At 70.4% G+C, this 23,273-nt stretch carries 22 protein-coding genes and 1 tRNA gene; 9 read left to right on the forward strand and 14 right to left on the reverse strand.

Annotated elements, in window-relative coordinates; all coding sequences use genetic code 11:
• Nucleotides 1-44: 44 nt before the first annotated feature.
• The 10 genes from hisIE to hisS form a co-directional block, all read right to left on the reverse strand.
• Nucleotides 45-656, reverse strand: a complete 612-nt coding sequence (gene hisIE / locus NRY95_12195; GenBank protein ID UYC14514.1) for a bifunctional phosphoribosyl-AMP cyclohydrolase/phosphoribosyl-ATP diphosphatase HisIE — start codon at nt 654-656, stop codon at nt 45-47.
• A 46-nt stretch (nt 657-702) separates the two neighbouring features.
• Nucleotides 703-1,479 carry an imidazole glycerol phosphate synthase subunit HisF gene (gene hisF, locus NRY95_12200; protein UYC14515.1) on the reverse strand — a complete coding sequence of 259 codons (777 nt, stop codon included), beginning with the start codon at nt 1,477-1,479 and terminating at the stop codon, nt 703-705.
• On the reverse strand, nt 1,473-2,207 hold the full coding sequence (gene hisA / locus NRY95_12205; protein ID UYC14516.1) for a 1-(5-phosphoribosyl)-5-[(5-phosphoribosylamino)methylideneamino]imidazole-4-carboxamide isomerase: 735 nt from the start codon (nt 2,205-2,207) through the stop codon (nt 1,473-1,475). Before hisA ends, hisF begins: the two co-directional genes overlap by 7 nt.
• Nucleotides 2,204-2,806 (reverse strand): imidazole glycerol phosphate synthase subunit HisH, encoded by a 603-nt coding sequence (gene hisH, locus NRY95_12210; GenBank protein UYC14517.1) that lies wholly within the window; start codon nt 2,804-2,806, stop codon nt 2,204-2,206. Before hisH ends, hisA begins: the two co-directional genes overlap by 4 nt.
• A gap of 28 nt (nt 2,807-2,834) precedes the next feature.
• Entirely contained in the window at nt 2,835-3,962 is a 1,128-nt protein-coding gene (hisB, locus tag NRY95_12215; protein UYC14518.1) for a bifunctional histidinol-phosphatase/imidazoleglycerol-phosphate dehydratase HisB, read from the reverse strand.
• Entirely contained in the window at nt 3,959-5,068 is a 1,110-nt protein-coding gene (hisC, locus tag NRY95_12220) for a histidinol-phosphate transaminase (protein UYC14519.1), read from the reverse strand. Before hisC ends, hisB begins: the two co-directional genes overlap by 4 nt.
• Nucleotides 5,065-6,360, reverse strand: coding sequence for a histidinol dehydrogenase (gene hisD, locus NRY95_12225; GenBank protein UYC14520.1), 1,296 nt, complete (start codon nt 6,358-6,360; stop codon nt 5,065-5,067). Before hisD ends, hisC begins: the two co-directional genes overlap by 4 nt.
• Nucleotides 6,357-7,283: an ATP phosphoribosyltransferase gene (gene hisG / locus NRY95_12230; GenBank protein UYC14521.1), complete on the reverse strand. Its 927-nt coding sequence runs from the start codon at nt 7,281-7,283 to the stop codon at nt 6,357-6,359. Before hisG ends, hisD begins: the two co-directional genes overlap by 4 nt.
• Before the next feature lie 9 nt (nt 7,284-7,292).
• A complete protein-coding gene (locus tag NRY95_12235; GenBank protein UYC14522.1) occupies nt 7,293-7,619 on the reverse strand; it encodes a YerC/YecD family TrpR-related protein in 327 nt (108 codons plus the stop codon).
• A 538-nt stretch (nt 7,620-8,157) separates the two neighbouring features.
• Nucleotides 8,158-9,555, reverse strand: coding sequence for a histidine--tRNA ligase (hisS, locus tag NRY95_12240; protein ID UYC14523.1), 1,398 nt, complete (start codon nt 9,553-9,555; stop codon nt 8,158-8,160).
• 110 nt (nt 9,556-9,665) lie between these two features.
• Here hisS and NRY95_12245 point away from each other — a divergent pair, with 110 nt between their 5' ends.
• The 6 genes from NRY95_12245 to NRY95_12270 all read left to right on the forward strand — a co-directional run bounded on the left by NRY95_12245 (nt 9,666) and on the right by NRY95_12270 (nt 14,212).
• Nucleotides 9,666-10,421, forward strand: coding sequence for a helix-turn-helix domain-containing protein (locus NRY95_12245; GenBank protein UYC14524.1), 756 nt, complete (start codon nt 9,666-9,668; stop codon nt 10,419-10,421).
• A 456-nt stretch (nt 10,422-10,877) separates the two neighbouring features.
• Complete coding sequence (locus tag NRY95_12250) at nt 10,878-11,849, forward strand: hypothetical protein (protein ID UYC14525.1); 972 nt, start codon at nt 10,878-10,880, stop codon at nt 11,847-11,849.
• A gap of 86 nt (nt 11,850-11,935) precedes the next feature.
• A complete protein-coding gene (locus tag NRY95_12255; GenBank protein ID UYC14526.1) occupies nt 11,936-12,457 on the forward strand; it encodes an FMN-binding protein in 522 nt (173 codons plus the stop codon).
• A complete protein-coding gene (locus NRY95_12260) occupies nt 12,432-13,289 on the forward strand; it encodes an FAD:protein FMN transferase (protein UYC18577.1) in 858 nt (285 codons plus the stop codon). The genes NRY95_12255 and NRY95_12260 overlap by 26 nt, the downstream gene beginning before the upstream one ends.
• Complete coding sequence (locus NRY95_12265; protein UYC14527.1) at nt 13,286-13,744, forward strand: hypothetical protein; 459 nt, start codon at nt 13,286-13,288, stop codon at nt 13,742-13,744. The genes NRY95_12260 and NRY95_12265 overlap by 4 nt, the downstream gene beginning before the upstream one ends.
• A 147-nt stretch (nt 13,745-13,891) precedes the next feature.
• Nucleotides 13,892-14,212, forward strand: a complete 321-nt coding sequence (locus tag NRY95_12270; protein ID UYC14528.1) for a hypothetical protein — start codon at nt 13,892-13,894, stop codon at nt 14,210-14,212.
• 105 nt (nt 14,213-14,317) lie between these two features.
• On the opposite strand, the gene thrC is transcribed toward NRY95_12270, so the two are convergent.
• From thrC to NRY95_12290, 4 genes are all read right to left on the reverse strand, one after another.
• Nucleotides 14,318-15,619 (reverse strand): threonine synthase, encoded by a 1,302-nt coding sequence (gene thrC, locus NRY95_12275; protein ID UYC14529.1) that lies wholly within the window; start codon nt 15,617-15,619, stop codon nt 14,318-14,320.
• Nucleotides 15,620-16,159: 540 nt separating this feature from the next.
• Entirely contained in the window at nt 16,160-17,128 is a 969-nt protein-coding gene (locus NRY95_12280) for a homoserine kinase (GenBank protein ID UYC14530.1), read from the reverse strand.
• Nucleotides 17,125-19,632, reverse strand: a complete 2,508-nt coding sequence (gene thrA / locus NRY95_12285) for a bifunctional aspartate kinase/homoserine dehydrogenase I (protein ID UYC14531.1) — start codon at nt 19,630-19,632, stop codon at nt 17,125-17,127. The genes NRY95_12280 and thrA overlap by 4 nt, the downstream gene beginning before the upstream one ends.
• A 756-nt stretch (nt 19,633-20,388) precedes the next feature.
• A tRNA-Arg gene (locus NRY95_12290) sits at nt 20,389-20,465 on the reverse strand.
• A 162-nt stretch (nt 20,466-20,627) separates the two neighbouring features.
• Between NRY95_12290 and NRY95_12295 the strand changes: the two genes are divergently transcribed.
• The 3 genes from NRY95_12295 to NRY95_12305 are packed head-to-tail and all read left to right on the forward strand — an operon-like array spanning nt 20,628 to nt 23,271.
• The gene (locus NRY95_12295; protein UYC14532.1) at nt 20,628-22,160 is read left to right on the forward strand and encodes an aldehyde dehydrogenase family protein; all 1,533 of its coding nucleotides are present in this window, start codon (nt 20,628-20,630) and stop codon (nt 22,158-22,160) included.
• Nucleotides 22,161-22,217: 57 nt separating this feature from the next.
• On the forward strand, nt 22,218-22,499 hold the full coding sequence (locus tag NRY95_12300; protein UYC14533.1) for a DUF4190 domain-containing protein: 282 nt from the start codon (nt 22,218-22,220) through the stop codon (nt 22,497-22,499).
• A gap of 4 nt (nt 22,500-22,503) precedes the next feature.
• Nucleotides 22,504-23,271, forward strand: a complete 768-nt coding sequence (locus NRY95_12305) for a class I SAM-dependent methyltransferase (protein ID UYC14534.1) — start codon at nt 22,504-22,506, stop codon at nt 23,269-23,271.
• The last annotated feature ends 2 nt before the right edge of the window (nt 23,272-23,273 follow it).

A 23,273-nucleotide genomic window follows, 5' to 3' on the forward strand; every position in this document is an offset into this window, starting at 1 on the left:
CCATCTGCGGCGGCACGGCGATGACCGCCGTCGCGCCAGCCTACCTACTTGTGCCGTGCTTCAAGCACCGCGACCGCGTCGGCCAGCGCCAGGCCGCGCGCGCGCAGCAGCACGGTCAGGTGGTACAGCAGGTCGGCCGATTCGCCGAGCAGCGCTTCGTCGTCCTGCGCCACGCCGGCCAGTGCGGTCTCCACGCCTTCCTCGCCGACCTTCTGCGCGATGCGCCGCGTGCCCTTCTCGAACAAGTGCGTGGTGTAGCTGCCCGGCGGACGCTCGCGTTCGCGCTGTTCGACCAGCCGGTCGAGCGCGCCCAGGAACTGGCCCGGCGCCTGCGGAAAGCAGCTGGTGCGGCCGAGGTGGCAGGTCGGGCCATGCGGATGCGCCAGCACCAGCAAGGTGTCGCGGTCGCAGTCGGTCTCGATCGAGACCAGGTCCAGGGTATTGCCCGAGCTTTCGCCCTTGGTCCACAGGCGCTGCTTGCTGCGGCTGTAGAAGGTGACCTTGCCGCTGGCGCGGGTCGCGGCCAGCGCTTCGGCGTTCATGTAGCCGAGCATCAGCACGCGCAGCGTGGCCGCGTCCTGCACCACCACCGGCAGCAGGCCGTCGCCCTTGCTCCAGTCCAGCGTGCTCGAGTCCAGCGCGCTCGAGTCCAGCATGTTCCGGTCCAGCGCCGCATCCGCGGTCGCGGCGGCGGTTGCGTATTCATGCGCCATCGCGCACCTCGATCTGTCGTTGGCGCAGGAAGCGCTTGAGCTCGGGAATCGGAATCGCGCCGCTGTGGAACACGCTGGCGGCCAGCGCGCCGTCCACGTCGGCCTGTTCGAACACATCGGCGAAGTGCTGCAGTTCGCCGGCACCGCCGGACGCGACCAGCGGCACCTTGCACAGCGAGCGCACCTCGAACAATTGGGCGATGTCGTAGCCGCGGCGCACGCCGTCGTTGTCCATGCAGTTGAGCACGATCTCGCCGGCGCCGAGTTGCTGCGCCTCCACCACCCAGTCCACGGTGCGCACGCGCAGCGCCTGGGTCTTGCTCGGATCGCCGGTGAAGCGGCGCACGCGCCACTGGCCGTCGTCCTCGCGGATCGAATCGATGCCGACCACCACGCATTGCACGCCGAACGCCTCGGCCAGTTCGGCGATCAGCCCCGGCCGTTCCAGCGCCGGCGAGTTGATCGAGATCTTGTCGGCGCCGGCATGCAGCACCGCACGCGCGGTGACCACATCGCGGATGCCGCCGGCCACGCAGAACGGGATGTCGATCAGCCGCGCCACGCGCTCGACCCAGGCGTAGTCCACCGAGCGCCCTTCCGGGCTGGCGCCGATGTCGTAGAACACCAGTTCGTCGGCGCCCTGGTCGCGGTAGCGCAGCGCCAGTTCGACGATGTCGCCCATGTCGATGTGGTCGCGGAACTTGACGCCCTTGACCACGCGGCCGTCGCGCACGTCCAGGCACGGGATGATGCGCCGGCTCAGCATGCCAACGCCTCGTCCAGCGTCAGCCGCCCTTCCAGCAGCGACTTGCCGAGCACCGCGCCGGCGCAGCCGATCTCGCGCGCGGCGCGCACGTCGGCGGCGTCGCGGATGCCGCCGGAGGCCTGCACGTCCACGCCCGGCGCGATCTGGCGCAGGTAGGCGTACAGCGCCAGGTTCGGCCCGGACAGCATGCCGTCGCGGGCGATGTCGGTGCACAACAGGTGTTTGAGCCCGGCCGCGGCGTATTCGACCGCCAGCGCTTCCAGGGTCAGCGAGGAGGTCTCGGTCCAGCCCAGCACCGGCAGCCGCCATACGCCCTGCGCGTCCTGGCGCGTGTCCAGCGCCACGGTGATGCGCTCGGGACCGAATTCGGCCAGCCATTCCAGCACCGACTCGCGATCGCGCACCGCCAGCGAGCCGATCACCACGCGCGCAGCGCCGGCGTCGAGGATGCGTTGCACGTCGGCGCGCGAGCGCACGCCGCCGCCGGTCTGCACCTGCAGCCCGGTCTGCGCGCCGATCTTGCTCAGCAGCGGCGCCAGGGTGTAGCCACCGGCGCGCGCCGCGTCCAGGTCGACCAGGTGCATCCAGGTCGCGCCGGCGTCGGCGAAGGCCTGCGCGCGCGGCAGCGGATCGTCGCCGTAGTGGGTTTCGCGGGCGTAGTCGCCCTGCGCCAGCCGCACCACGCGGCCGTCGCGGATGTCCAGCGCGGGATAGAGGATGAAGCTCATGGGAAATCGGTCTCGAGGAAGTTGCGCAGGATGCGCGCGCCGGTGCCCGCCGAGCGCTCGGGATGGAACTGCGCGCCGCAGCGGCGGCCGCGCTGCACCACCGCGGTGAACAGGCCGCCGTGGTCGCAGGCGGCCACGGTGTCGGCGGTGACCGGCGCGGCGTAGCCGTGCACGAAATAGGCCGTGGCGGTGTCCGCCAGGCCCTCCAGCAGCGGCGAGGCGCGCATCGGCAACAGCCGGTTCCAGCCCATGTGCGGGATGCGGATGCCCAGCGCCGGCGGCATGTGCCGGACCACGCCGGTCAGCAGGCCCAGGCAATCGACATCGCCCTCCTCGGAGTGTTCGAACAGCAGCTGCATGCCCAGGCAGATGCCGATCAGCGGCACCTCGAGCGCGCGCAGCGGCTCGATCAGGCCTTGCTCGCGCAGCCGCGCCATCGCGTGCGGCGCGGCGCCGACGCCGGGCAGGATCACCCGGTCGGCGCCTTGCAATCCGGCGGCGTCGCGCACCAGCCTGGCTTCCACGCCCAGGCGTTCCAGCGCGTAACGCACCGACCCGAGGTTGGCGCCGCCGGCATCGATCAGGGCGACATCGGTCATCGCAGCGTCCTCGAAGCACCTGCGCGCATCACAGCACGCCCTTGGTCGAAGGCAGCGCGGCACCCTCGCGGCGCACCGCCTGGCGCAGGGCGCGCGCCAGCGCCTTGAAGCAGGCCTCGACCTTGTGGTGGTCGTTGTCGCCGTGCACGCGCAGGTGCAGGTTCAGGCCAGCGGCATCGCACAGCGAACGGAAGAAGTGCGGCACCAGTTCGGTCGGCAGGTCGCCGACGCGCTCGCGCCTGAACTCGCCTTCGAACACGAAGTACGGGCGGCCGCTGAAATCCAGCGCGGCGCTGGCCAGGGTCTCGTCCATCGGCAGGGTGAAACCGAGGCGGGCGTTGCCGCCGGGCGCCAGCCACGGGCTGTCCGGCGGATCGAAACCGTAGCGGCCGATGCCGCGCTTGTCGCCCAGCGCCTGGCGCAGGGCCTGGCCCAGCGCCAGGCCGGTGTCCTCGATGGTGTGGTGCTCGTCGATGTGCAGGTCGCCGGCGGCGCGCACGTCCAGGGCGAAACCGCCGTGCTTGCCGATCTGCTCGAGCATGTGGTCGAAGAACGGCAGGCCGGTGGCGCAATGCGGATCGCGCGCCAGGTCCAGGTCGATCGCGACGCTGATCCGGGTTTCCTTGGTGTCGCGCTGCACCTTGGCGCGGCGCGGCGCATCGGCCAGTTCGTGGGCGATGCCGGCCCAGTCCCAGTCGCCGCCGAACTGTTCGGTCTGCAGCTGGAAGCCGCGGATGCGCAGATTCTCGGCGAACTGGATGTCGGTGAGGCGGTCGCCGACCATCGCCGAACGCGCCCAGTCGATGCTGCGGTCCTGCAGGTACGGCAGCATCAGGCCGATGCCGGGCTTGCGCGTGGGCGCGTTGTCGGCCGGCCAGCTGCGGTCGATCAGCACCTCGCGGAACACGATGCCCTGGCTGGCGAAGATCTGCAGCATCAGCTCGTTGGGGCCGTCGAACGCGGCCTGCGGATAGACCTCGCTGCCGAGGCCGTCCTGGTTGGTGACGATGACGAACTGGTAGCCGGCATCGCGCAGCTTGAGCATGGCCGGGATCACGCCCTGCACGAAGCGCAGCTTCTCGTAGGCGTCGATCTGGAAATCGGCCGGCTCCTCGATCAGGGTGCCGTCGCGGTCGACGAACAGGATCGGGGTCATGCCGCCGCCCTCCCCGCCTGCAAGGCGCCGAGCACGCGCTGGTTCTGCTCCGCGGTGCCGAGGGTGATGCGCAGCGCATCGCCCAGGGCCGGTGCGGCACGCTGGTCGCGCACTACCACGCCGGCGGCCAACAGCGCGCGGAACGCGGCTTCGGCATCGTCGAAGCGCAGCAGCAGGAAGTTGCCCTGCGACGGATACACGCGACGCACGCCGGGCAACGCGGCCAGCGCGGTGGACATGCGCTCGCGCTCGCGGCGGATCTCGGCCACGCGCGCGGCGGTCTGGCGCAGCGGCTCGGGCTGCAGCGCGGCCAGCGCCAGCTGCGCGCATGGCGCCGGGATCGGATACGGCGCCTGGCAGCGGCGCAGCACCGCGATCAGCGCCGGATCGGCGATCACGCAGCCGATCCGCGCCGCAGCCAGCGCATGCGCCTTGGACAATGTGCGCAGCACCGCCAGATTGGCGTGGCGCGCCAGCAGCGTGGTCGCCGACGGCACGTCGGAGAATTCGCCGTAGGCTTCGTCGACCACCAGCAAGGCGCGCCCGTGCAGGCGCTCGGCGGCGCGTTCGATCTCGGCCAGCGGGATTGCCGCACCGCTGGGATTGCCCGGCGCGCACAGGAACACCAGCTTGGCCATCTGCGTCAGCGCCGCATCGACCACCGCATCGACGTCGGTGACCAGGCCGGCCGCGTCCTCGCGCAGAGGCACCTCGACGATGCGCGCGTTCTGCAACCGCGCGCACACCGCATACATGCCGAACACCGGCGGGGTGATCACGATCGCGTCGCGGCCTGGCTCGCACAAGGCGCGCAGCAGCAGGTCGATGGCCTCGTCGCTGCCGCGGCCGAGCAGCAGTTGCTCTGGTGCGCAGGCGTACAGCGAGGCCAGCGCCGAACGCAGCGCCGGTGGTTGCGGATCCGGATAGCGGCGATTGCCGGCATCGCGATCGGCGGGGTTGGCCCAGGCCGATTCGTTGGCGTTGAGCCAGACCTCGCCCTGCAGCGCGCTGCTGCGCGCCGAGGAATAGCCGGCGAAGTCGCGCAGGTCGTGGCGGACCAGCGCCAGCATCGATCCCGGCATCTGCATTCCGTTGTGCGCGCTCATGCTGCTTTCTCCATGCGCAGCGCCACCGCGTTGGCGTGCGCGTCCAGGCCCTCGGCGCGCGCCATGGTCACCGCGCAGGCGCCGATCGCGGCGATGCCGGCGCGGCTGGCCGCCTGCACGCTGACGAAGTTCTGGAAGCTGGCGACGCTGACCCCGCTGTAGGCGCGCGCCGCGCCGTTGGTCGGCAACACGTGGTTGGTGCCGCTGCAATAGTCGCCCAGCGCTTCCGGAGTGAAATCGCCGAGGAACACCGAGCCGGCGGCCTCGACCCGCTGCAGCCAGGCGCGCGGCTCGCGCAGCGCCAGGATCAGGTGCTCGGGCGCGTAACGGTTGCTGATCGCGAAGGCGTCCTCCAGCGCGCCGACCTGGATCAGCCGCGACGCGGACAAAGCCTGGCGCGCGATCGCCGCACGCGGCAGCGTCGCCAGCTGACGTTCGATCTCGTCCTCGACCGCATCGATCAGCTCGGCGCTGTCGGACAGCAGCAGCACCTGCGAATCCGGGCCATGCTCGGCCTGCGACAGCAGGTCGGCGGCGACGAACGCGGCATCGGCGCCGACATCGGCGATCACCAACACCTCGGACGGCCCGGCCGGCATGTCGATCGCCGCCGCACCGGCCTGCGCGACCTGCTGCTTGGCCTCGGTGACGTAGCCGTTGCCCGGTCCGAACAGCTTGTCGCAGGACGGCACCGACTCGGTGCCGAAGCCCATCGCCGCGATCGCCTGCGCGCCGCCGAGCTTGAACACGCGGTCCACGCCGGTCAGTTTTGCGGCGACCAGCACCGCCGGATCGGCCGAGCCGTCGGCGCGCGGCGGCGTGCACAGCACCACCTCGCGGCAGCCGGCCAGCGCCGCCGGCACGCACAGCATCAGCGCGGTGGACGGCAGCGGCGCGCTGCCGGCCGGCACGTACAGGCCGACCCGGCCGATCGGCCGCACCACCCGCTCGCAGACCACGCCCGGCGCGGTTTCCACTGCATAAGGCTGGGTCATGCCGGCGCGGTGGAAGCTCTCGATCCGCGCCGCGGCCTGCGCCATCGCCTCGCGCAGCACCGCCGGTACAGCCGCTTCGGCGGCGGCGAACTCATCGGCGCCAACCTCGAAATGCTGCAGCACCACGCCGTCGAAGCGCGCGGTGATCTCGCGCAACGCGGCGTCGCCGCGGCTGCGCACGTCGTCCAGCAGCTGCGCCACCGCCGCGCGGGTCTGCGCGGCGACGGTCTGCGCCGGCCGGGTCAGGGCCTGCGTGCGCGCCTGCGCGTCCAGCGAATTCCAGTCCAGTCGGTTCATGCCAGCGAGCGCTCCACCGTCAATACCATCAGCCCCTGCGCGCCGGCGCGCTCCAGTTCCTCCATGCGCTGCCAGGTGATCGCGCCGTGGCACATGGTCTGCAACTGCAGCGGGCCGTCGCCGTCGCCGTCGCCGTCGCCAGGCAGTTGCACCAGCGGGTCGGCGTCGGGCAGCAGCCGGGTCAGTTCGGCGACGTGGTCGCGCGAGGCGCGGAACATCAGCAGCTTGCTGTCGCGCAGCTTGAGCACGCCGTCGAGCCGGCGCAGCAGCATCGCCGCCAGCCCGGCGCGGGCGTCGCCCGGTTCGCGCACCGGCCCGGCCAGCACCGCCTCGCTTTCCAGCAGCGTCTCCACCGGCTTGAGCTGGTTGGCGGCCAGGGTCGCGCCGCTGGAGACCAGATCGCAGATCAGGTCGGCAGTGCCCAGGCGTGGCGCGATCTCCACCGAGCCGGACAGCTCCACCACCTGCGCCTCGATGCCGCGCGCCTGCAGCCAGTCGGCCAGCACCGCCGGATAGCTGGTGGCGATGCGCTTGCCCTGCAGTTGTTCCGAACCGGTCCACTCCCAGCTGTCGGGCACCGCCAACATCAGCCGGCACTGGCCGAAGTTCAGCCCGCGCAACGCGCGGTAGGCCTCCGGCAGGCCGTTGCGGCGGCGCTCGCCGGCCTGCTCTTCCAGCTCGTTACGGCCGACGATGCCGAAATCGCAGACGCCGTCGGCGATCAGCCCGGGGATGTCGTCGTCGCGCACCAGCAACAGGTCCACCGGCAGCGACTCGCCGTAGCAGAACAACTTGTCGCGGCTCTCGCGCCAGCTCAGCCCGCAGGCGGCCAGCACCGCCCGCGCCGGCTCGGCCAGGCGGCCGCTCTTCTGGATCGCGATACGCAGCCGGTCACGCGCCGGCGCTGCCAGGGAAGCACTCATCAGGACATCTCAATGGGAATCGGAGGGGCGCGCCGCTTGCCGGCGCAGCGCCGTGGCGTAGCCGCCGGCGCCGTATTCCAGGGTCCGCGCGACGCGGCCGATGGTGGTCACGCTGACCTGGGTCAGCTCGTGGATCTCGCGGTACGGCACGCCCTTGAGCAGCAGCGGCACCACCCGCCAGCGATCGGACATCGCCTCCAGCTCGGCCGGCGTACACAGGTCCCGCAGGAACGCGGCGACCTCCTGCGGCTTGCTCAGGTGGGCCAGGGCGCGCGACAGCGCCTTGAACGAGGTGTCGCTGTCGCGATCGGGTTGCGTGGCGGGTCGTTGTTTCATTGCGATAATGTAATAACGTGTTAGTACATTAGCGCGATTGGACAGGCCGGGTCAAGCCGCGGCGCGCGCGGACGTTGTGTGGATGTGGTCGATCGCCGATGGGCACGACGACGCCATGCGATCTGTCGCGACTGAAGCCGCTCTTACAGAAGCGCACGAAAGCGCACGCGCGCGCCGCTCCCTGCGGAACGGCTTCAGCCGCGACAGGCACTCATACCGATCGCACGGGCCCAAGGGCGCAGGCACCGCTCCGGCCGCCCCCTGCGGGAGCGCCTGGTTGCAGCTGGCGAGCGCGCATTGCGCCCGCTGTTGCGTGAGCGGCTTCAGTGGCGACAGGCGCTGTTATCGGCGTCGCGACTGAAGGGCACCTCTAATGACCTCGATTCCAAAAATTCCGCGCTATGCGCATCAATGACTTGCGAGTGCTTTGGTCGAGTTTTTGGGGTTATTAGAGGTGCCCTGAAGTCGCTCCCACAAGTGACATAGGGACATGCGGCGCGACCGTCCAGGTTGCGCCAACCCCGCCCTGCAGGCCCGCTCAGGGCATGACCTTGGCCTGCTCCAGCTCGACCAGCAGGGTGCTGGCCAGTTCGTCGCGGGCGACCTCGAACTGCTGCTCGCGCACCAGGTCCTTGACCGCGACCACGCCGCGCGCCAGTTCGTCGTCGCCGGCCAGCACCACGAAGCGGATGCCGGCACGCGCGGCGTACTGGAACTGCTTGCCGACCTTCTTCGGCTCCATCTGCACTTCGGTGTTGATCCCGCCCACGCGCAGGCGGCGGGCGATGTCCAGCGCGTCGTCCAGCTTGGCCTCGTCCATCAGCGCCACCATCGCCTGCACGCTGCTGGAGGCGATGCCCTCGATCAGCCCGGCCTCGCGCAGCTGCCAGAACAGGCGGGTCAGGCCGATCGAGATGCCCACGCCCGGCAGCCTGGACTTGCTGTAGTGGCTGGCCAGGTCCTCGTAGCGCCCGCCCGAGCAGATCGAGCCGATCTGCGGATAGTCGGTCAGCAGGGTCTCGTAGACGGTGCCGGTGTAGTAGTCCAGGCCGCGGGCGATGGAGAAGTTCAGGCAGTACGCGGTTTCCGGCACGCCCAGCGCCTTGACCAGGGCCAGCACCTCGCGCAGCTCGGCCACGCCTTCGCGCAGCGTCGCGCTCGCACCAGCCCACTCGTCCAGTTCACGCAGTCGGACCAAGGCATCTTCGTGACTCTTGGAACGCACTGCGACAAAAGCGAGAATCTCGGCGACTTTAGCGAAGGGCAACTCAAATTCTGCGCCCATCAAGGTCTCGCGCACGTAGTCGGCGCCGCGCTTGTCCAGCTTGTCGACCTCGCGCAGCACCGCCAGCTGGCGCTCGCCCTCGGCCACGCCCAGGCTCTCGAAGAAGCCGCGCATCAGCTTGCGGTTGTTCAACTGCACCGCGAACGCGCCGATCCCCAGTTCGGCGAACACCGCGTGGATCACCGCCAGCACCTCGGCGTCGTAGCGGATGCTCAGCGCGTCCTTGCCGATCACGTCGATGTCGCACTGGTAGAACTCGCGGAAACGGCCGCGCTGGGCGCGCTCGCCGCGGTACACGCGCTGCATCTGGTAGCGGCGGAACGGGAAGCTCAGCTCGTGTTCGTGCTCGGCCACGTAGCGCGCCAGCGGCACGGTCAGGTCGAAGCGCAGCGCCAGCTCCGGCAGGCCGCCCTCGCCACTGGCCTCGGCATTGGCCAGCGCGCCGGTGGACTGCACGAAATACACCTGGCGCTCGGTCTCGCCGCCGGACTTGGTCAGCAGCACGTCGGACAGTTCGAACACCGGCGTCTCCACCGGCAGGAACCCGAACCGCTCGTAGTTGCGGCGGATGACGTCCAGCATGCGCTGGAACGCGATCTGCTCGCGCGGCAGCAATTCCATGATGCCGGGCGGCGTACGGGGCTTGATCACGTGCAAAACTCCTGCGATTCGGGGGCGAGCGGACGCCAATTCTAGCCGCACCGACTGCTGGCGGCCGCATCGTCGTATCATTCCCCGGTACCGACGCCGCTGCCACGCCCATGACCAGGCCCCCTTCCGGATTCGCCCTGCCCTATGCCGAGTCCGCCGCGGCACGGGATCCGCGCGCGCACGAATGCCTGCATTGCACGGTGCGGCACCTGGCGATCTGTTCGGCGCTGGCCTGCGACGAGGTGCAGGCGCTGGAACGGGCGACCACCTCGCACGCCTACGCCGCCGGCGCCACCGTGGCCCGCACCGGCGAAGCGCGGCAGGCGGTGTATACCGTCACCGCCGGCGCCCTGCGCCTGGTGCGTACGCTGGCCGACGGCCGCCGCCAGGTGGCCGGCTTCGTGTTGCCGGGCGACTACGTCGGGCTCAGCGAATCGGCCAAACACCGCCACGACATCGAAGCCATCGCCGACAGCCGCGTGTGCCGCGTCCAGGTGGCGCAGATGCAGCAGCTGCGCAGCCAGTTCCCGCAGCTGGAACGCAAGCTGCTGCAACGCGCCTGCCTGGAACTGGATGCCGCACAGGACGCGGCGCTGGCGCTGGCGCGGCTGCAGCCGTCCGAGAAACTGGCCGACTTCCTGCTCAAGCTGGCCGCGCGCGCGGCGCGCCAGGGCGATTCCGGCAACAGGGTGACCCTGCCGATGGGCCGCGGCGACATCGCCGACCATCTGGGCCTGACCATGGAAACGGTGAGCCGCACCTTCACCAAGCTGCGCCAGCAGGGCCTGATCGCGCTGCCGCAACTGCACGTGGTCGAAATCCGCGACTTCGCCGCCCTGCACCGGCTGGCTTCCGACGAAGAGTAAGCCGGTGGACGGCGGCGATTTTTTCGCCAGCCCGTGTCTACGCCTTGCACCACCGCGGCCGCACCGACTCATCCACAAGTTTCCAGGGCAACGCTCCACATGCGCTGTGGACAACGAACAGCGGCAAGGCGACGGGCGGCTGCCGGAGCGGGCGCGGCTCGGACCCTGGCACCTCGGCTACGTGGCGGTCGCCCAGCAACCCCGATCGCCCTGCTGCCCCGATGAGCGGCGCCGACCACACGGGCGCCGCCAGCGTCCGTAGCAGGACGGATCTCCACTTTCGCCGACGCGGCGAGCATCGACAGGCGCGCGTCCATGGCCATGGACGTCGCGCCGACGCCACGCCAGCCCTCCCCCGGGCGCCGTTCGGATCCATGGCAGGCGGATTCCGACAGTTCTTCGACATTTCGTTGATGAGAATGAATCGCATACACAACAACAGGGGCGATCACTCGGATGCAGACGGACCATCACGCAACCTCGGCCGTACCTTTCGATGCCGAAACGGCGCGCCTGCGCCCGCTTCCCCGGCGCAAGCGCGCCGCCGCGCCGCCGTACTGGCTGATCGCCGGACTGGCGCTGCTGGCCAGCGGCAGCGCCACGGCCGGCGAAAGCCTGTTCGCCCGCACCTACACCACCGACACCACCCCGGCCGGAACCTTCGAGTTCGAACAGTCGTTCCGGGACCGCTCGCAGCGCGCGTTCGGCCAGTTCGAGGCGATCGATTCCTCCACCGAGATCGAATACGGCTTCACCGACAAGCTGCAGGGGTCCCTGTATTTCAACAGCGTCCACATCGCGGCCGACAAGTCGCCGGACGACGACGATCCGCTAGGCGGCACCGGGTTCACCCGCCACGGCACCTATGGGCAGAGCGTGTCGGCGGAATTCATCTATCGCGTGAAGAGCCCCTACACCGACGGCTACGGGCTGGCCTTCTACGTCGAACCCTCCTACATGTTCCACGACCTGCACAATGGCCTCAAGTACGATGGCACCTACGAACTGGAGACCGGCCTGCTGCTGCAGAAGAATTTCTACGACGACCGCGTCGTGCTTGCCTACAACCTGTTCCTGGAGGGCGAGAACATCCGCTTCCAGGGCGAGACCGACCACACCAGCGAGCTGGATTTCAACAACAGCCTCGGCCTGAGCTACCGCTTCCGCCCCAACTGGTCGGCCGGACTGGAGATGCGCAACCACAACGAGATCGGCTCGTTCCACGTGCACGAGCACTCGGTGTACTGGCTCGGTCCGGTGCTGCACTACGCCGGCAGCAAGGCCTGGTTCACCCTGGGCTGGCTGGAACAGGTGTACGGCGATCCCAACGGCTACCAGGACGGCGCCTACGTCGGCAACCACCTGTTCCTGCGCTCTCACGAGCGGCGCGAGATCTCATTGAAGTTCGGCATTCCCTTCGGCGGCTAAGCCCCTCTGCACCGCCGGCCTGCGCGCGGCGCCGCGGCGCCGGGGAACATGCCCGTCCCGATCCCGACTCCCCCATTGGCCCTCCCATGCACTCCCGATTTGCCGCCATTCCGCTGATCGCGCTCGCCGCCGCCCCTTGCCACGCGACGACCTACCTGACGCTGGAGCAGGCACAGGCGCAGATGTTCCCCGGGCAGACGTTGACGCCCGATTTCCGCACCTTGAGCTCCAGTCAGATGGCGGCCATCGGCAAGGCCGCCGGCGTCTCGCCGCTGTCGCCGCAGCTGAAGGCATGGCGCGCGTCGGGCGGCGGCTGGCTGATCGTGGACCAGGTGGTGGGCAAGCACGACTTCATCACCTTCGCGCTGGCGCTGGATGCGGCCGGCGCCGTCGCCGACGTGGAGATCCTGGAATACCGCGAAACCTATGGCGGGCAGGTCCGCGAGCCTGGCTGGCGCAACCAGTTCGTCGGCAAGACCGCCGATGCGGCGCCACAACTGGGCAAGGACATCCGCAACATCTCCGGCGCGACGCTGTCGTCCAAGCACGTCACCGACGGCGTGCGGCGCCTGCTCAAGACCTATGCGCTCATCCTCCGCCACGCCTGAGCGCAACGGCATCCGGCGTTGCAAGCCCCTGCTCGGGACCTTCGTCGAGATCCGCGTCCCCGACGGCTGCCAGGCCGCGGCGGACCTGGCATTCGCGCAGATCGCCCACGTGCATGCACGCATGTCCTTCCAAGAGGAAGGCAGCGACCTCGCCGCGCTGCGCCGGGCGCCTGCGGGGACGGCCGTGCAGGTCGACCCAGACACGGTCGAGGTGCTCGCACTCGCCCAGTCGATGCATCGGCGCTCTTGCGGCCTGTTCGACGTCGGCATCGGCGCGCGCCTGGTGGCATCCGGCTTCCTGCCCAGGCCGCCCGGCATCGACCTGCGCCGGATGCGGGGCACGGGCGCGGACATCGAGATCGTCGGCCGCGACCGGGTGGTGTGCCGACGCGGGCTGCTGATCGACCTCGGCGGCATCGCCAAGGGCTTCGCCGTGGATCGCGCCATCGCCTGCCTGCGCCAGGCGGGCATCGAGCGGGCGGTGGTCAATGCGGGCGGCGACTTGCGCGTGCTCGGGCGTGAACAGGTCCACCTGCGCGGCGCCGACCAGGCTATCGCCGCAGTCGTCGAACTGCACGACAGCGCAATGGCGAGTTCGAGCAACCTGCACCAGCGGCGGCCGCACCGCGGGCGCACCCATACCCCGCACCTGGACGGGCGCGGCCAACCGGTGCTGTCCGAGATCGCGGTCAACGTGGTGGCGCCGTGCTGCGCGCTTGCCGACGCCATGACCAAGATCGCGCTGCAGGCGCCGGCGCTAGCGGACGCCATGCTGGCCGAACACGGCGGCTTCATCGTGCGCCAGGCCACGCCGCCGGGCCTGGCGGCATGAACGCACCGCGTGCCTCGGCACGGCTGGCGCCCTGGCAAGTCCTGCTGCTCGCCGGCAGCGGCGGGACGCTCTGGGGCAGCGGGGTCGCGTGGCTGTTGCTGCACCACCTGTGGCAGGTGCAGGGGCCCTTCGGCCCGGAAGTGAATCCCGGCGAGCCGTGGATGCTGCGCACCCATGGCGCGGCGATGCTGTGCTTCGTGCTGGGCATCGGCAGCCTGGCCGCCGTGCATTTCGTGCACGGCTGGCGCCACCGCAGGCAGCGCTGGGTCGGGCTGGGCCTGCTGATCCTGACCAGTTGGCTCGGCATCAGCGGATACCTGCTGTACTACGTCGCCGGCGAGGACGCGCGGCAATGGATCGGTCTGCTGCATTGGGTCGCCGGACTCCCCGCCCTGCCCTTGTTCCTCTGGCATTACCGGCGCGCGCGTCGTCTGCGTCGGCCCGGACGGCCGTAGCCACCGGGACCAGGCGGAGCGGCCGCGGAAGATGAATGCTTCACCGCAGCCGCATGTCCTGTCTTGCGTGCGGGCATAGACTGCAACGGCAATACACCTGCGGCGCCGCCGCGGTGCCGGCGGGGGGGAACCAGTCGGAGGACAACCATGATCGCCGCCATCGATGTGCAGCAGGACCCGCGCGCCTGCGTGGTACTGGATCGGGAAAGAGAGCTGGAATACTGGAAGGCGCACTTCGCCCAGGCTCCGTTCCATCAGCCCGGGCGCGCGTTCACCGACTACGAACCCGCCCTGAAACTGGCCTACGACACCTACCTGAAGTACCACGGCCAGCGCTTCGAGGACCTGGCCCCGCAGTTGCGCGACGTGTTCCTGCGCGACCATCCGCGCTCGCGCCTGGACTGGTTGCAGGTCCGCAGCGTGGCGCAGGCCGCCTGGCTGCGGCTGCAGCCGCAGGACCGGGACTGAACCTGCGCGCCTGAGCCGCGCGCCGCCGTGCGTTCGCAACGCAGGCGGCGGTGCGGCGGCCGCTGATGGCAGCGGCGGCCGGGTGCGGCGACTGCGGCCGCCGGCCTAGCCAGCCAGCAGGCGCGCGCGCAGCGCCGCGTAGTCCGGCGCGATCGGCTCGGCCTGCGCCGGCCGCTGCAGCAAGGCCGCCAGCGCCGGCGGCACCTCGACCGGCCGGCCGATCAACGGCTCGACCACCGCCTCGAACTTGGCCGGATGCGCGGTCGCCGCCACCGCCCAATCGCCGGCATCGGCCTCCGCGCCCTCGGCGCGGATCTGCTGCAACACGTGCAGCGCGGTGGCGGTATGCGGGCAATGCACCTCGCCGTAGCGGCGGAAGCGCTCGCCGATCAGCTGGCGGATCTGCGCGTCGTCCACCGAATAGGCCTGGAACTGCACGCGCAGCGCGGCATCGTCGCCGCGGTACAGCCAGCGCAGGCGCTCGAAGTTGCTCGGCGCGCCGACGTCCATGGCATTGGCCACGGTGGCCACGCTGGGCTGCGGCGCGTAGTCGGCGCCGGCAAAGTAGTCCGGCAGCACGTGGTTGGCGTTGGTCGCCAGCACGATGCGGCCCAGCGGCACGCCCAGCCCGCGCGCCAGGATCGCCGCCAGCGCATTGCCGAGGTTGCCGGTCGGCACCACCAGGTTCAGCGGCTGCGCGCGCCCGGCGTAATGCACCAGCGCGCTATGCGCGTAGTAGCTCATCTGCGGCAGCAAGCGACCCAGGCTGATGCTGTTGGCCGAACTCAGCGGCGCCTGCGCCTGCAGGTCGGCGTCGTTCAAGGCCTGCTTGACCAGCGCCTGGCAATCGTCGAACGAACCGGCCACGCGCAGCGCCTGGATGTTGTCGCCGAAGCAGCCCAACTGGTGCGCCTGGCGCGGCGACACGCGCCCGTCCGGATACAGCACCACCACGCGCAGGCCGGGCTGGCGATGGAACGCGGCGGCCACCGCCGCACCGGTGTCGCCGGAGGTGGCGACGAGGATGGTCAGCGGCGTGGCGGCATCGCGGCGCAGCCGCGCCAGGCAGGCGGCGAGAAAGCGTGCGCCGAAGTCCTTGAACGCGGCGGTGGGCCCATGGAACAGCTCCAGCGCATGGTCGCCGGGCGTGGCCAGCGGCTGCAGCGGCGCATCGAAATCGAAGGCTTCGGCGCAGATCGCCGGTAGTTCGGCGGCGAGCGCGTCGCCGTCGAAGAACGGCGCCAGCAGGGTGGCCGCGGTCTCGGCCAGGCTGACGCCGGCCTGCAGTTCGCGCGCCGTCGGCATGCGCTCGGGCACGTACAGCCCGCCATCGGGCGCCAGGCCGGCGGCGATGGCCTGGCTGAGGCTGGCGGCGGGCGCGGCGTTACGGGTGGAAATGAAGTTCATGGTGGTTCCATCAACAGGGGGAGTTCGATCGCGCTGTCATCCGTGACTGTGGCACTGCTTGGTTGCTGCTCTTGTTGCTGCTCTTGTTGTGCTCTGCCCTTGCTTCGGCTGTTGCTTTCTTTGCTTTTCGATCTCCCGTGAGGCGCGGCAAGCAGGATGGGTACAACCCCCGAAGGGGGCGACGCGCAGGATGCGCGTCGTTTTCGGCAGGCACATGGATGTGCCTTCCGAAAATTCCCATCCTGCTTGCGGACCCGTAGCGCGCAGCGCGGAGGGCGCGCCGCCAACCAAAAGAAAGCGCGCCCTGCCTCGCGCCCTCCGCGCTGCGCGCTCCGGGTCCGCGTCCATCCCGGGGATCCGCGGAAGGGGCATCCTGCCCCTGCCGCGGACGGCGCACATCCCTGTGCGCCGTCCTTCGGGTTTTTCCCCGCGATGGCCGCCGCTGCGGAAGGGAACCCGGTACGGCAACAGCAAAAGCAACGACAAGAGCAACAGCAAAAACAACCACGAAAGCAACAGCAACAGCGAGGCTACGCGCCGCTACAGCAATCGGGCGCCCGGACACTGCAGCGGCGATACCCAATGCTGGCTGTCGAAGCCGGCCGCCGCGAATGCCGCCTGCACCGCCGGCGCAGCCGCCTCCGCCGCCGCACGCGTCGCGAACCAGGCGAACACGCTGGGGCCGGCGCCGGAAATGCTCGCGCCCATCGCGCCCGCTGCCAGCGCCGCCGCCTTGGCCGCATCGAAGCCGACGATCAGCGGCGCACGCCGCGGCTCGATCAGCACGTCGCGCAGGCCCGCGCGCACCAGCGCCTCGTCGCCGGCGTGGCAGCCCACCAGCACCAGCGCCAGATTGGAACTCTGCGCCACGAACTCGCCCAGCCGGTAGTCGCCGGCCAGCGCCTCGCGCGCACGGCGCGTCTCCAGCACCGCGTCCGGATGCACCAGCAGGCTGTGCCAGGCCGCCGGCACCGGCACCGGCACCATCCGCTCCAGCGTGGACAGCACCAGCCCACCGAGAAACATCGGGCCGAGGTTGTCGCCGTGGCGGCTGCCGCTGGCCACCGCCTCGCCTTCCAGCGAATACGGATACAGCTGCTCGCGCGACAGCGGCGCGTCCAGCAGCGCATTGGCCGCCACCAGCGCGGCCACGCACGAGGCCGCCGAGCCGCCCATGCCGGAGCTGAGCGGGATGCCCTTGTCGATCTCGATCTCGAACCCGAACGGCAGCGCCAGCGCCTCGCGCAAGGCGATCAGCGCCGCGCCGGCGGTATTGCGCGCGGCCTCCAGCGGCAGCGCCACGCTGGTGCCGCGGATCGCGGCGATGCGCACCAGCGGCGCGTCGATGCGGCGCACGGTCACCGTATCGCCGACGCCCTCCACCGCATAGCCGAGCAGGTCGAAGCCCACCGCCACGTTGGCCACCGAGGCCGGCGCGAACGCGCGCGCCTCGCGCGGCAAGGCGCGGGCGGCGGCGTGCGGCGCCAGCGAGGTCTGCGCCTGGCTCACAGCCGTGCGCCCTCGCCCGCCGCCACCCGCAGCAGGTCGGCGAACACGCCAGCGGCGGTGACTTCCGGACCGGCGCCAGGCCCCTGCACCACCAACGGATTGTCGCAATAGCGGCGGGTGGTGAACTGCACCACGTTGTCGGTCAGGCGCAGGTTGGCGAAGGCATGTTCGGCCGGCAGCTCCACCAGGCCGACGCTGGGCGCGCGGTCCGGCGCCAGCTGCGCCACGTAGCGCAGCACGCAGCCGCGCGCCCTGGCCGCCTGCAGGCGCTGCGCGAACGCCGCATCCACTTCGTGCAGGCGCGCCATGAAATCCTCGACGCTGGCCTGGCGCAGCACTTCCGGCACCAGGCTCTCAACCGCCACGTCCTCCAGGCTCAGCTCGCGCCCGGCCTCGCGCGCCAGGATCACCAGCTTGCGCGCCACGTCGGTGCCGGACAGGTCGTCGCGCGGGTCCGGTTCGGTATAGCCCATGCCGCGCGCGTCGGTGACCAGCTGCGAGAACGGCACGCTGCCGTCGTACTTGTTGAACAGCCAGGCCAGGGTGCCGGAGAAGATGCCCTCGATCGCGGTGACCGCGTCGCCGGTGTCGACCAGGTCGCGCAGCGTGGTGATCACCGGCAGGCCGGCGCCGACCGTGGCCTCGTAGCGGAAGCGCGCGCCGCTGCTCTCGGCGGCGGCACGGATCGCATGGAAACGCGCCAGCGGCCCGGCGCCGGCCTGCTTGTTCGGGGTGACCACATGGATGCCGGCGGCGAGCCAGCCGGCGTAGCGGTCGGCGACGTCGGCGCTGCCGCTGCAATCGATGATGACCGCATGCGGCAGATGTGCCGACAGCAGGTGCGCGGTGAACGCATCCAGATCGGTGGGCTGCGGGCCGCTGGCGAAGGCGTGTCGCCAGTCACCGGCGATCGCGCGGGTTTCCAGGCGCATCGTGCTGCGCGAGGCGATCGCGCGCAGGCGCAGGTCGAGGTTGGCCTTGGCCAGCAACTGCGGCTGCGCCACACGCAACTGGTCGAGCAGCGCCGCGCCGACGTTGCCCGGGCCGATCACCCCGACCGAGAAGGTCTGCGGCGACAGCCAGAACCCGGCGTGCGCCGCGCGCAGCGCCTTGGTCGCGTGCGCGCTGTCGATCGCCACCGAGATGTTGCGTTCCGAGGAGCCCTGCGCGATCGCCAGGATGTTGACCTGGGCGCGGCCCAGCGATTCGAACAGGCGCGCGGCCACGCCCGGCTGCCCGGCCATGCCGTCGCCGACCGCGGCCAGCACGCTGATGCCGGTGGTCAGCTGCACCCGCTGCACCTGCCCGACCACCAGTTCGTGCGCGAACGCCGACAGCAACGCATCGCGCGCGCGCTCGCATTCGTTCTGCCGCACCACGCAGCAGATCGAATGCTCCGAGGACCCCTGCGAGATCATCACCACCGACACCCGCGCGTTGCGCAGCGCGGCGAACACGCGCTCGGCGGTGCCGGGCACGCCGATCAGGCCGGTGCCTTCCAGGTTCAGCACGGCCAGGTCCGGGCTCAGGGTCAGGCCCTTGATCGGGCCGCTGCTGGCGCTGCTGGCGGTGATGCGGGTGCCCGGGTGTTCGGGCTGGAAGGTGTTGCGGATGATGATCGGCAGGCCGCGCTCGATCGCCGGCGACATGGTCTGCGGATGCACCACCTTGGCGCCGAAATAGGCCAGCTCGCAGGCCTCGTCGTAGCTCAGCGTTTCCAGTTGCACCGCTTCGGGCACCACCCGCGGATCGGCCGACAGCACGCCGTCCACGTCGGTCCAGATATGCAGTTCGTCGGCATCGAACAGGGCGGCGAAGATCGCGCCGGAGTAGTCGCTGCCGTTGCGGCCCAGCGTGGTGATGCGCCCGGCGCGGTCGCGGGCGACGAAGCCGGTGACCACGACGCGCCGTTGCGGATGCTGCACGCGCCAGTCCGCCAGGCGCCTTGCGCTGGCGTCCCAGTCCACGTCCACGCCCAGTTCGCCGCGATCCACCACCAGCACCTCGCGCGCGTCCAGCACCGCGCAATCCTCGCCCAGCGCGCGCAGGTGTTCGCCGAGCAGTTGCGCCGAATACACCTCGCCCAGGCCCTGCACCCGGTCCAGCACCTCGCGCGGTAGCTCGCCGATCACCGCTAGCGCACCGAGGATCTCGGCCAGGTGCTCGAAGCGCGCATCCAGCCATTCCACCGTGACGCCGGCATGCTCGCCGAGCAGCGACACCGCCGCGGCGCGGTGCCGCGCGCGGGTCTCGTGCCAGCGTTCGCGCCAGTCGCTGTCCTCGCTGGCGGCCAGTTCGGCCAGTTCGATCAGCGCGTCGGTGACGCCCTTCATCGCCGAGACCACGGTGACCTGCACGGTCTCCGGGCGCGCCAGCAGCAGCTGCGCGACATGGCGATAGCGTTCGGCGTCGGCCACCGAGGTGCCGCCGAACTTGTGGACGACGGTGCGCGCGGCGAGCGCGGGGTCTGCAGCGGAAGCGGAAGCGACAGCGGGGGACGGCATGGGAGACCTCGGAGTGGAGGCCCCGCTCGCATCAGGCTGACGGGTTCCCCCGCATCCTGATCCGGGTGCGGGGCCGTGGGTTTCGACAGTTACGCGAAAACGACGGGCCGCACCGGGCGAATGGTGTGGGTGGTAATGGTGATAGTGGTCATCGCGAGCACCGCAGTGCCGCGTCCGCGAACGGACGGAGGGGCAAGCGAGCGGTTCGGGGCACTGAGCATGCGGCAAAGAAAGCGCAGCGCCCGCCAGGCTGTCAAGCGCTGCACCACAGCATGCCGCCCCCGCCCCGGCGTCGACGAAAAAAACCGAATTCAATCAATCCATTAAACGCGCACCTGGCGCCGCGACCGTTACCGTCGCAACCGATTTTGCGACCGAGCTGAATCGGCTTGCGCAGATTCGGCGCGGTGCGCACGGTCCCGCAACACGCCTTTCGAGACGACATCCAACCAAGGCCGTCTGCCTCGCCGCGCTCGCGGCGCATGCTGGCGGCACGGCGCGATGCCGCTGAACGGCCTACAACGGCAACAGGACTGGTCGTGCGCAGCATGAGGCCGCAAAAAGCGCTACTTGCAGCGCGGCCCCATCAATCCGCCCTCCGCGGCAGCCGGCCCGATGCTCCCGACTGTCCTCGCGCGAATCGCATCGGAACTGCCGGCACTGCTGGCGTATCCGCACCACAGGCGCCGCGAACGGCCTGGACCCAGACGGCTGCGCTGAGCGATGCCGGCATCGCGGCGCTGGCCTGTTGCAGCTTGGTGACCCCGGCGCGATTCGAACGCACGACCTGTCCCTTAGGAGGGGACCGCTCTATCCAGCTGAGCTACGGGGCCTTGGCTGGCGCATTGTCGCACGATCGCCGCGCTTGCCAAGCCCGCCGCGGCGCGCGGCAGATGCGGCCTGGCCCACCCGGTCTGCTAAAATTGCGGGCTACTCGCGTCCCGCGTCCCCCGCCTGCGGTCGCCCTCCCTGTCGCAACGAACCCAGGAGATTCCATGTCCGCTGACCTGCTCAAGGCGCTCGGCCTGACCGCGTCCAATTCCGGCACCTATCTCGGCAACGGCGAGTGGTCCACGGCCACCGGCGCCGGCGTGCTGCAGCCGCTGAACCCGTCCAGCAACGCCGTCATCGCCGAAGTGCAGGCGACCACCGTGCAGGACTACGAGACCGTGGTCGCCCGCGCCCAGGCCGCGTTCAAGCTGTGGCGCACCACCCCGGCGCCGCGCCGTGGCGAGGCGGTGCGGCTGTGCGGCGAAGCGCTGCGCAAGCACAAGGACGCGCTGGGTTCGCTGGTCGCGCTGGAGATGGGCAAGAGCAAGCCCGAAGGCGACGGCGAAGTGCAGGAGATGATCGACATCGCCGATTTCGCGGTCGGCCAGAGCCGCATGCTGTACGGCTACACGCTGCACTCCGAGCGCCCCGGCCACCGCATGTACGAGCAGTACCAGCCGCTGGGCCTGGTCGGCATCATCAGCGCGTTCAACTTCCCGGTCGCGGTGTGGGCGTGGAACGCCTTCCTGGCCGCGATCTGCGGCGACATCTGCCTGTGGAAGCCGTCCAACAAGACCCCGCTGACCGCGATCGCGTCGATGAAGATCTGCAACGCCGCGCTGCGCGACGCCGGCTTCCCGGACATCTTCTTCCTGATCAACGATGCCGGCACCGCGCTGTCCGAGCGCCTGGTCGAGGACACCCGCATCCCGCTGATCAGCTTCACCGGCTCGACCCAGGTCGGGCGCGAGGTCGCGCAGAAATGCGCGCGGCGCCTGGGCCGCTGCCTGCTCGAACTGGGCGGCAACAACGCGATCATCCTCGACGACAGCGCCGACCTGAAGCTGGCGATCCCCGGCATCGTGTTCGGCGCGGTCGGCACCGCCGGCCAGCGCTGCACCACCACTCGCCGGCTGATCGTGCACGCCTCCATCTACGACACCGTGCTGGCGACGCTGGTCAAGGCCTACAAGCAGGTCGAAGGCAAGATCGGCGATCCCACCGACCCGGCCAACCTGATGGGACCGCTGAACAGCCGCGGCGCGGTCGAGCAGTTCCTGGCCTCGATCGAGAAGGCCAAGGCCGCCGGCGGCACCGTCGAGACCGGCGGCACCGCGCTGGACCGGCCCGGCAACTTCGTGCTGCCGGCGATCGTCACCGGCCTGCACAACGGCGACGCCGTGGTGCAGCACGAGACCTTCGCGCCGATCCTGTACGTGATGAAGTACGACACCCTGGACGAGGCCATCGACATGCAGAACGGCGTGCCGCAGGGCCTGTCCTCGTCGATCTTCACCCAGAACCTGAAGGCGGCGGAGAAGTTCCTGTCGGCAGCCGGCAGCGACTGCGGCATCGCCAACGTCAACATCGGCACCTCCGGCGCGGAGATCGGCGGCGCGTTCGGCGGCGAGAAGGACACCGGCGGCGGCCGCGAATCCGGTTCGGACGCGTGGAAGGTGTACATGCGCCGGCAGACCAACACGATCAACTACTCCGACTCGCTGCCGCTGGCGCAGGGCATCAAGTTCGATCTTTGACACAATGCGCGCAGCGCCCTGCCGCACGATCCACCATTGCCCGAAGGAGTCCGGCCGATGAGCAACGTCCGCGAAACCAATTCCCTCGCCGTGGTCAGCCTGGTCGCCGGCATCCTCGGCTGGACCCTGATGCCGGTGCTCGGCAGCCTCGGCGCGATCATCACCGGGCACCTGGCCCGCGCCGAGATCCGCCGCCAGCCGCAGCGCTTCCAGGGCGACGGGCTGGCGGTGGGCGGGCTGATCCTGGGCTGGGCCGCGGTGATCCTCGCGATCCTGTCGGTGCTGGCGTTCGTGCTGTTCTTCGGCGGGCTGGCCTGGTTCGCCAGCGCCCGGTCCTGAGCCGATGAGCGCCTCCGCTCCGCGCGAACGCTTCAGCGACCGCGTCGCCGACTACGTCCGCTACCGTCCCGACTATCCGCCGGCGTTGCTGGACTGGGTGCACGGGGAACTCGGCGTGGCACGCACTGCGCAGGTCGCCGACATCGGCGCCGGCACCGGCATCTCCACCCGCATGTTCCTGCAGGCCGGGCATCCGGTGCTGGCGGTGGAACCGAACGCGGCGATGCGCGCCGCCGCCGAGACGCTGCTGCACGGGTTCCCCGGCTTCGCCGCGATCGACGGCAGCGCCGAAGCCACCACCCTCCCCGATGCCAGCGTCGACCTGATCAGCGCCGCGCAGGCCTTCCACTGGTTCGACCTGGACGCGGTGCGCCGCGAATGGGCGCGGGTGCTGCGCCGCGGCGGGCTGGCACTGGTGTACTGGAACTCACGTCTGCTCGACGGCACACCGTTCCTGCTCGGCTACGAACAGCTGTTGCTCGACTACGGCACCGACTACAGCGCGGTGGCCGAGCGCTATCACGACGATGCGACGATGCAGCGCTGGTTCGGCGCCGGGCTGCGCGGCACCGCCCAGTTCCCGAACGTGCAGAAGCTGGACTACGACGGCCTGCGCGGGCGCCTTCTGTCCTCGTCGTATGCGCCGCTGGCCGGACATCCGCGCCACGAACCGATGCTGGCCGCATTGCGCACGCTGTTCGATCGCCACCAGGTCGATGGCCTGGTCGATGTCCACTACCGCACCCGTGCTTTCGCCGGCACCTTGAACTGAGC

The sequence above is a fragment of the Xanthomonas campestris pv. phormiicola genome (assembly GCA_025666215.1).
GTDB lineage: Bacteria > Pseudomonadota > Gammaproteobacteria > Xanthomonadales > Xanthomonadaceae > Xanthomonas_A > Xanthomonas_A campestris_A.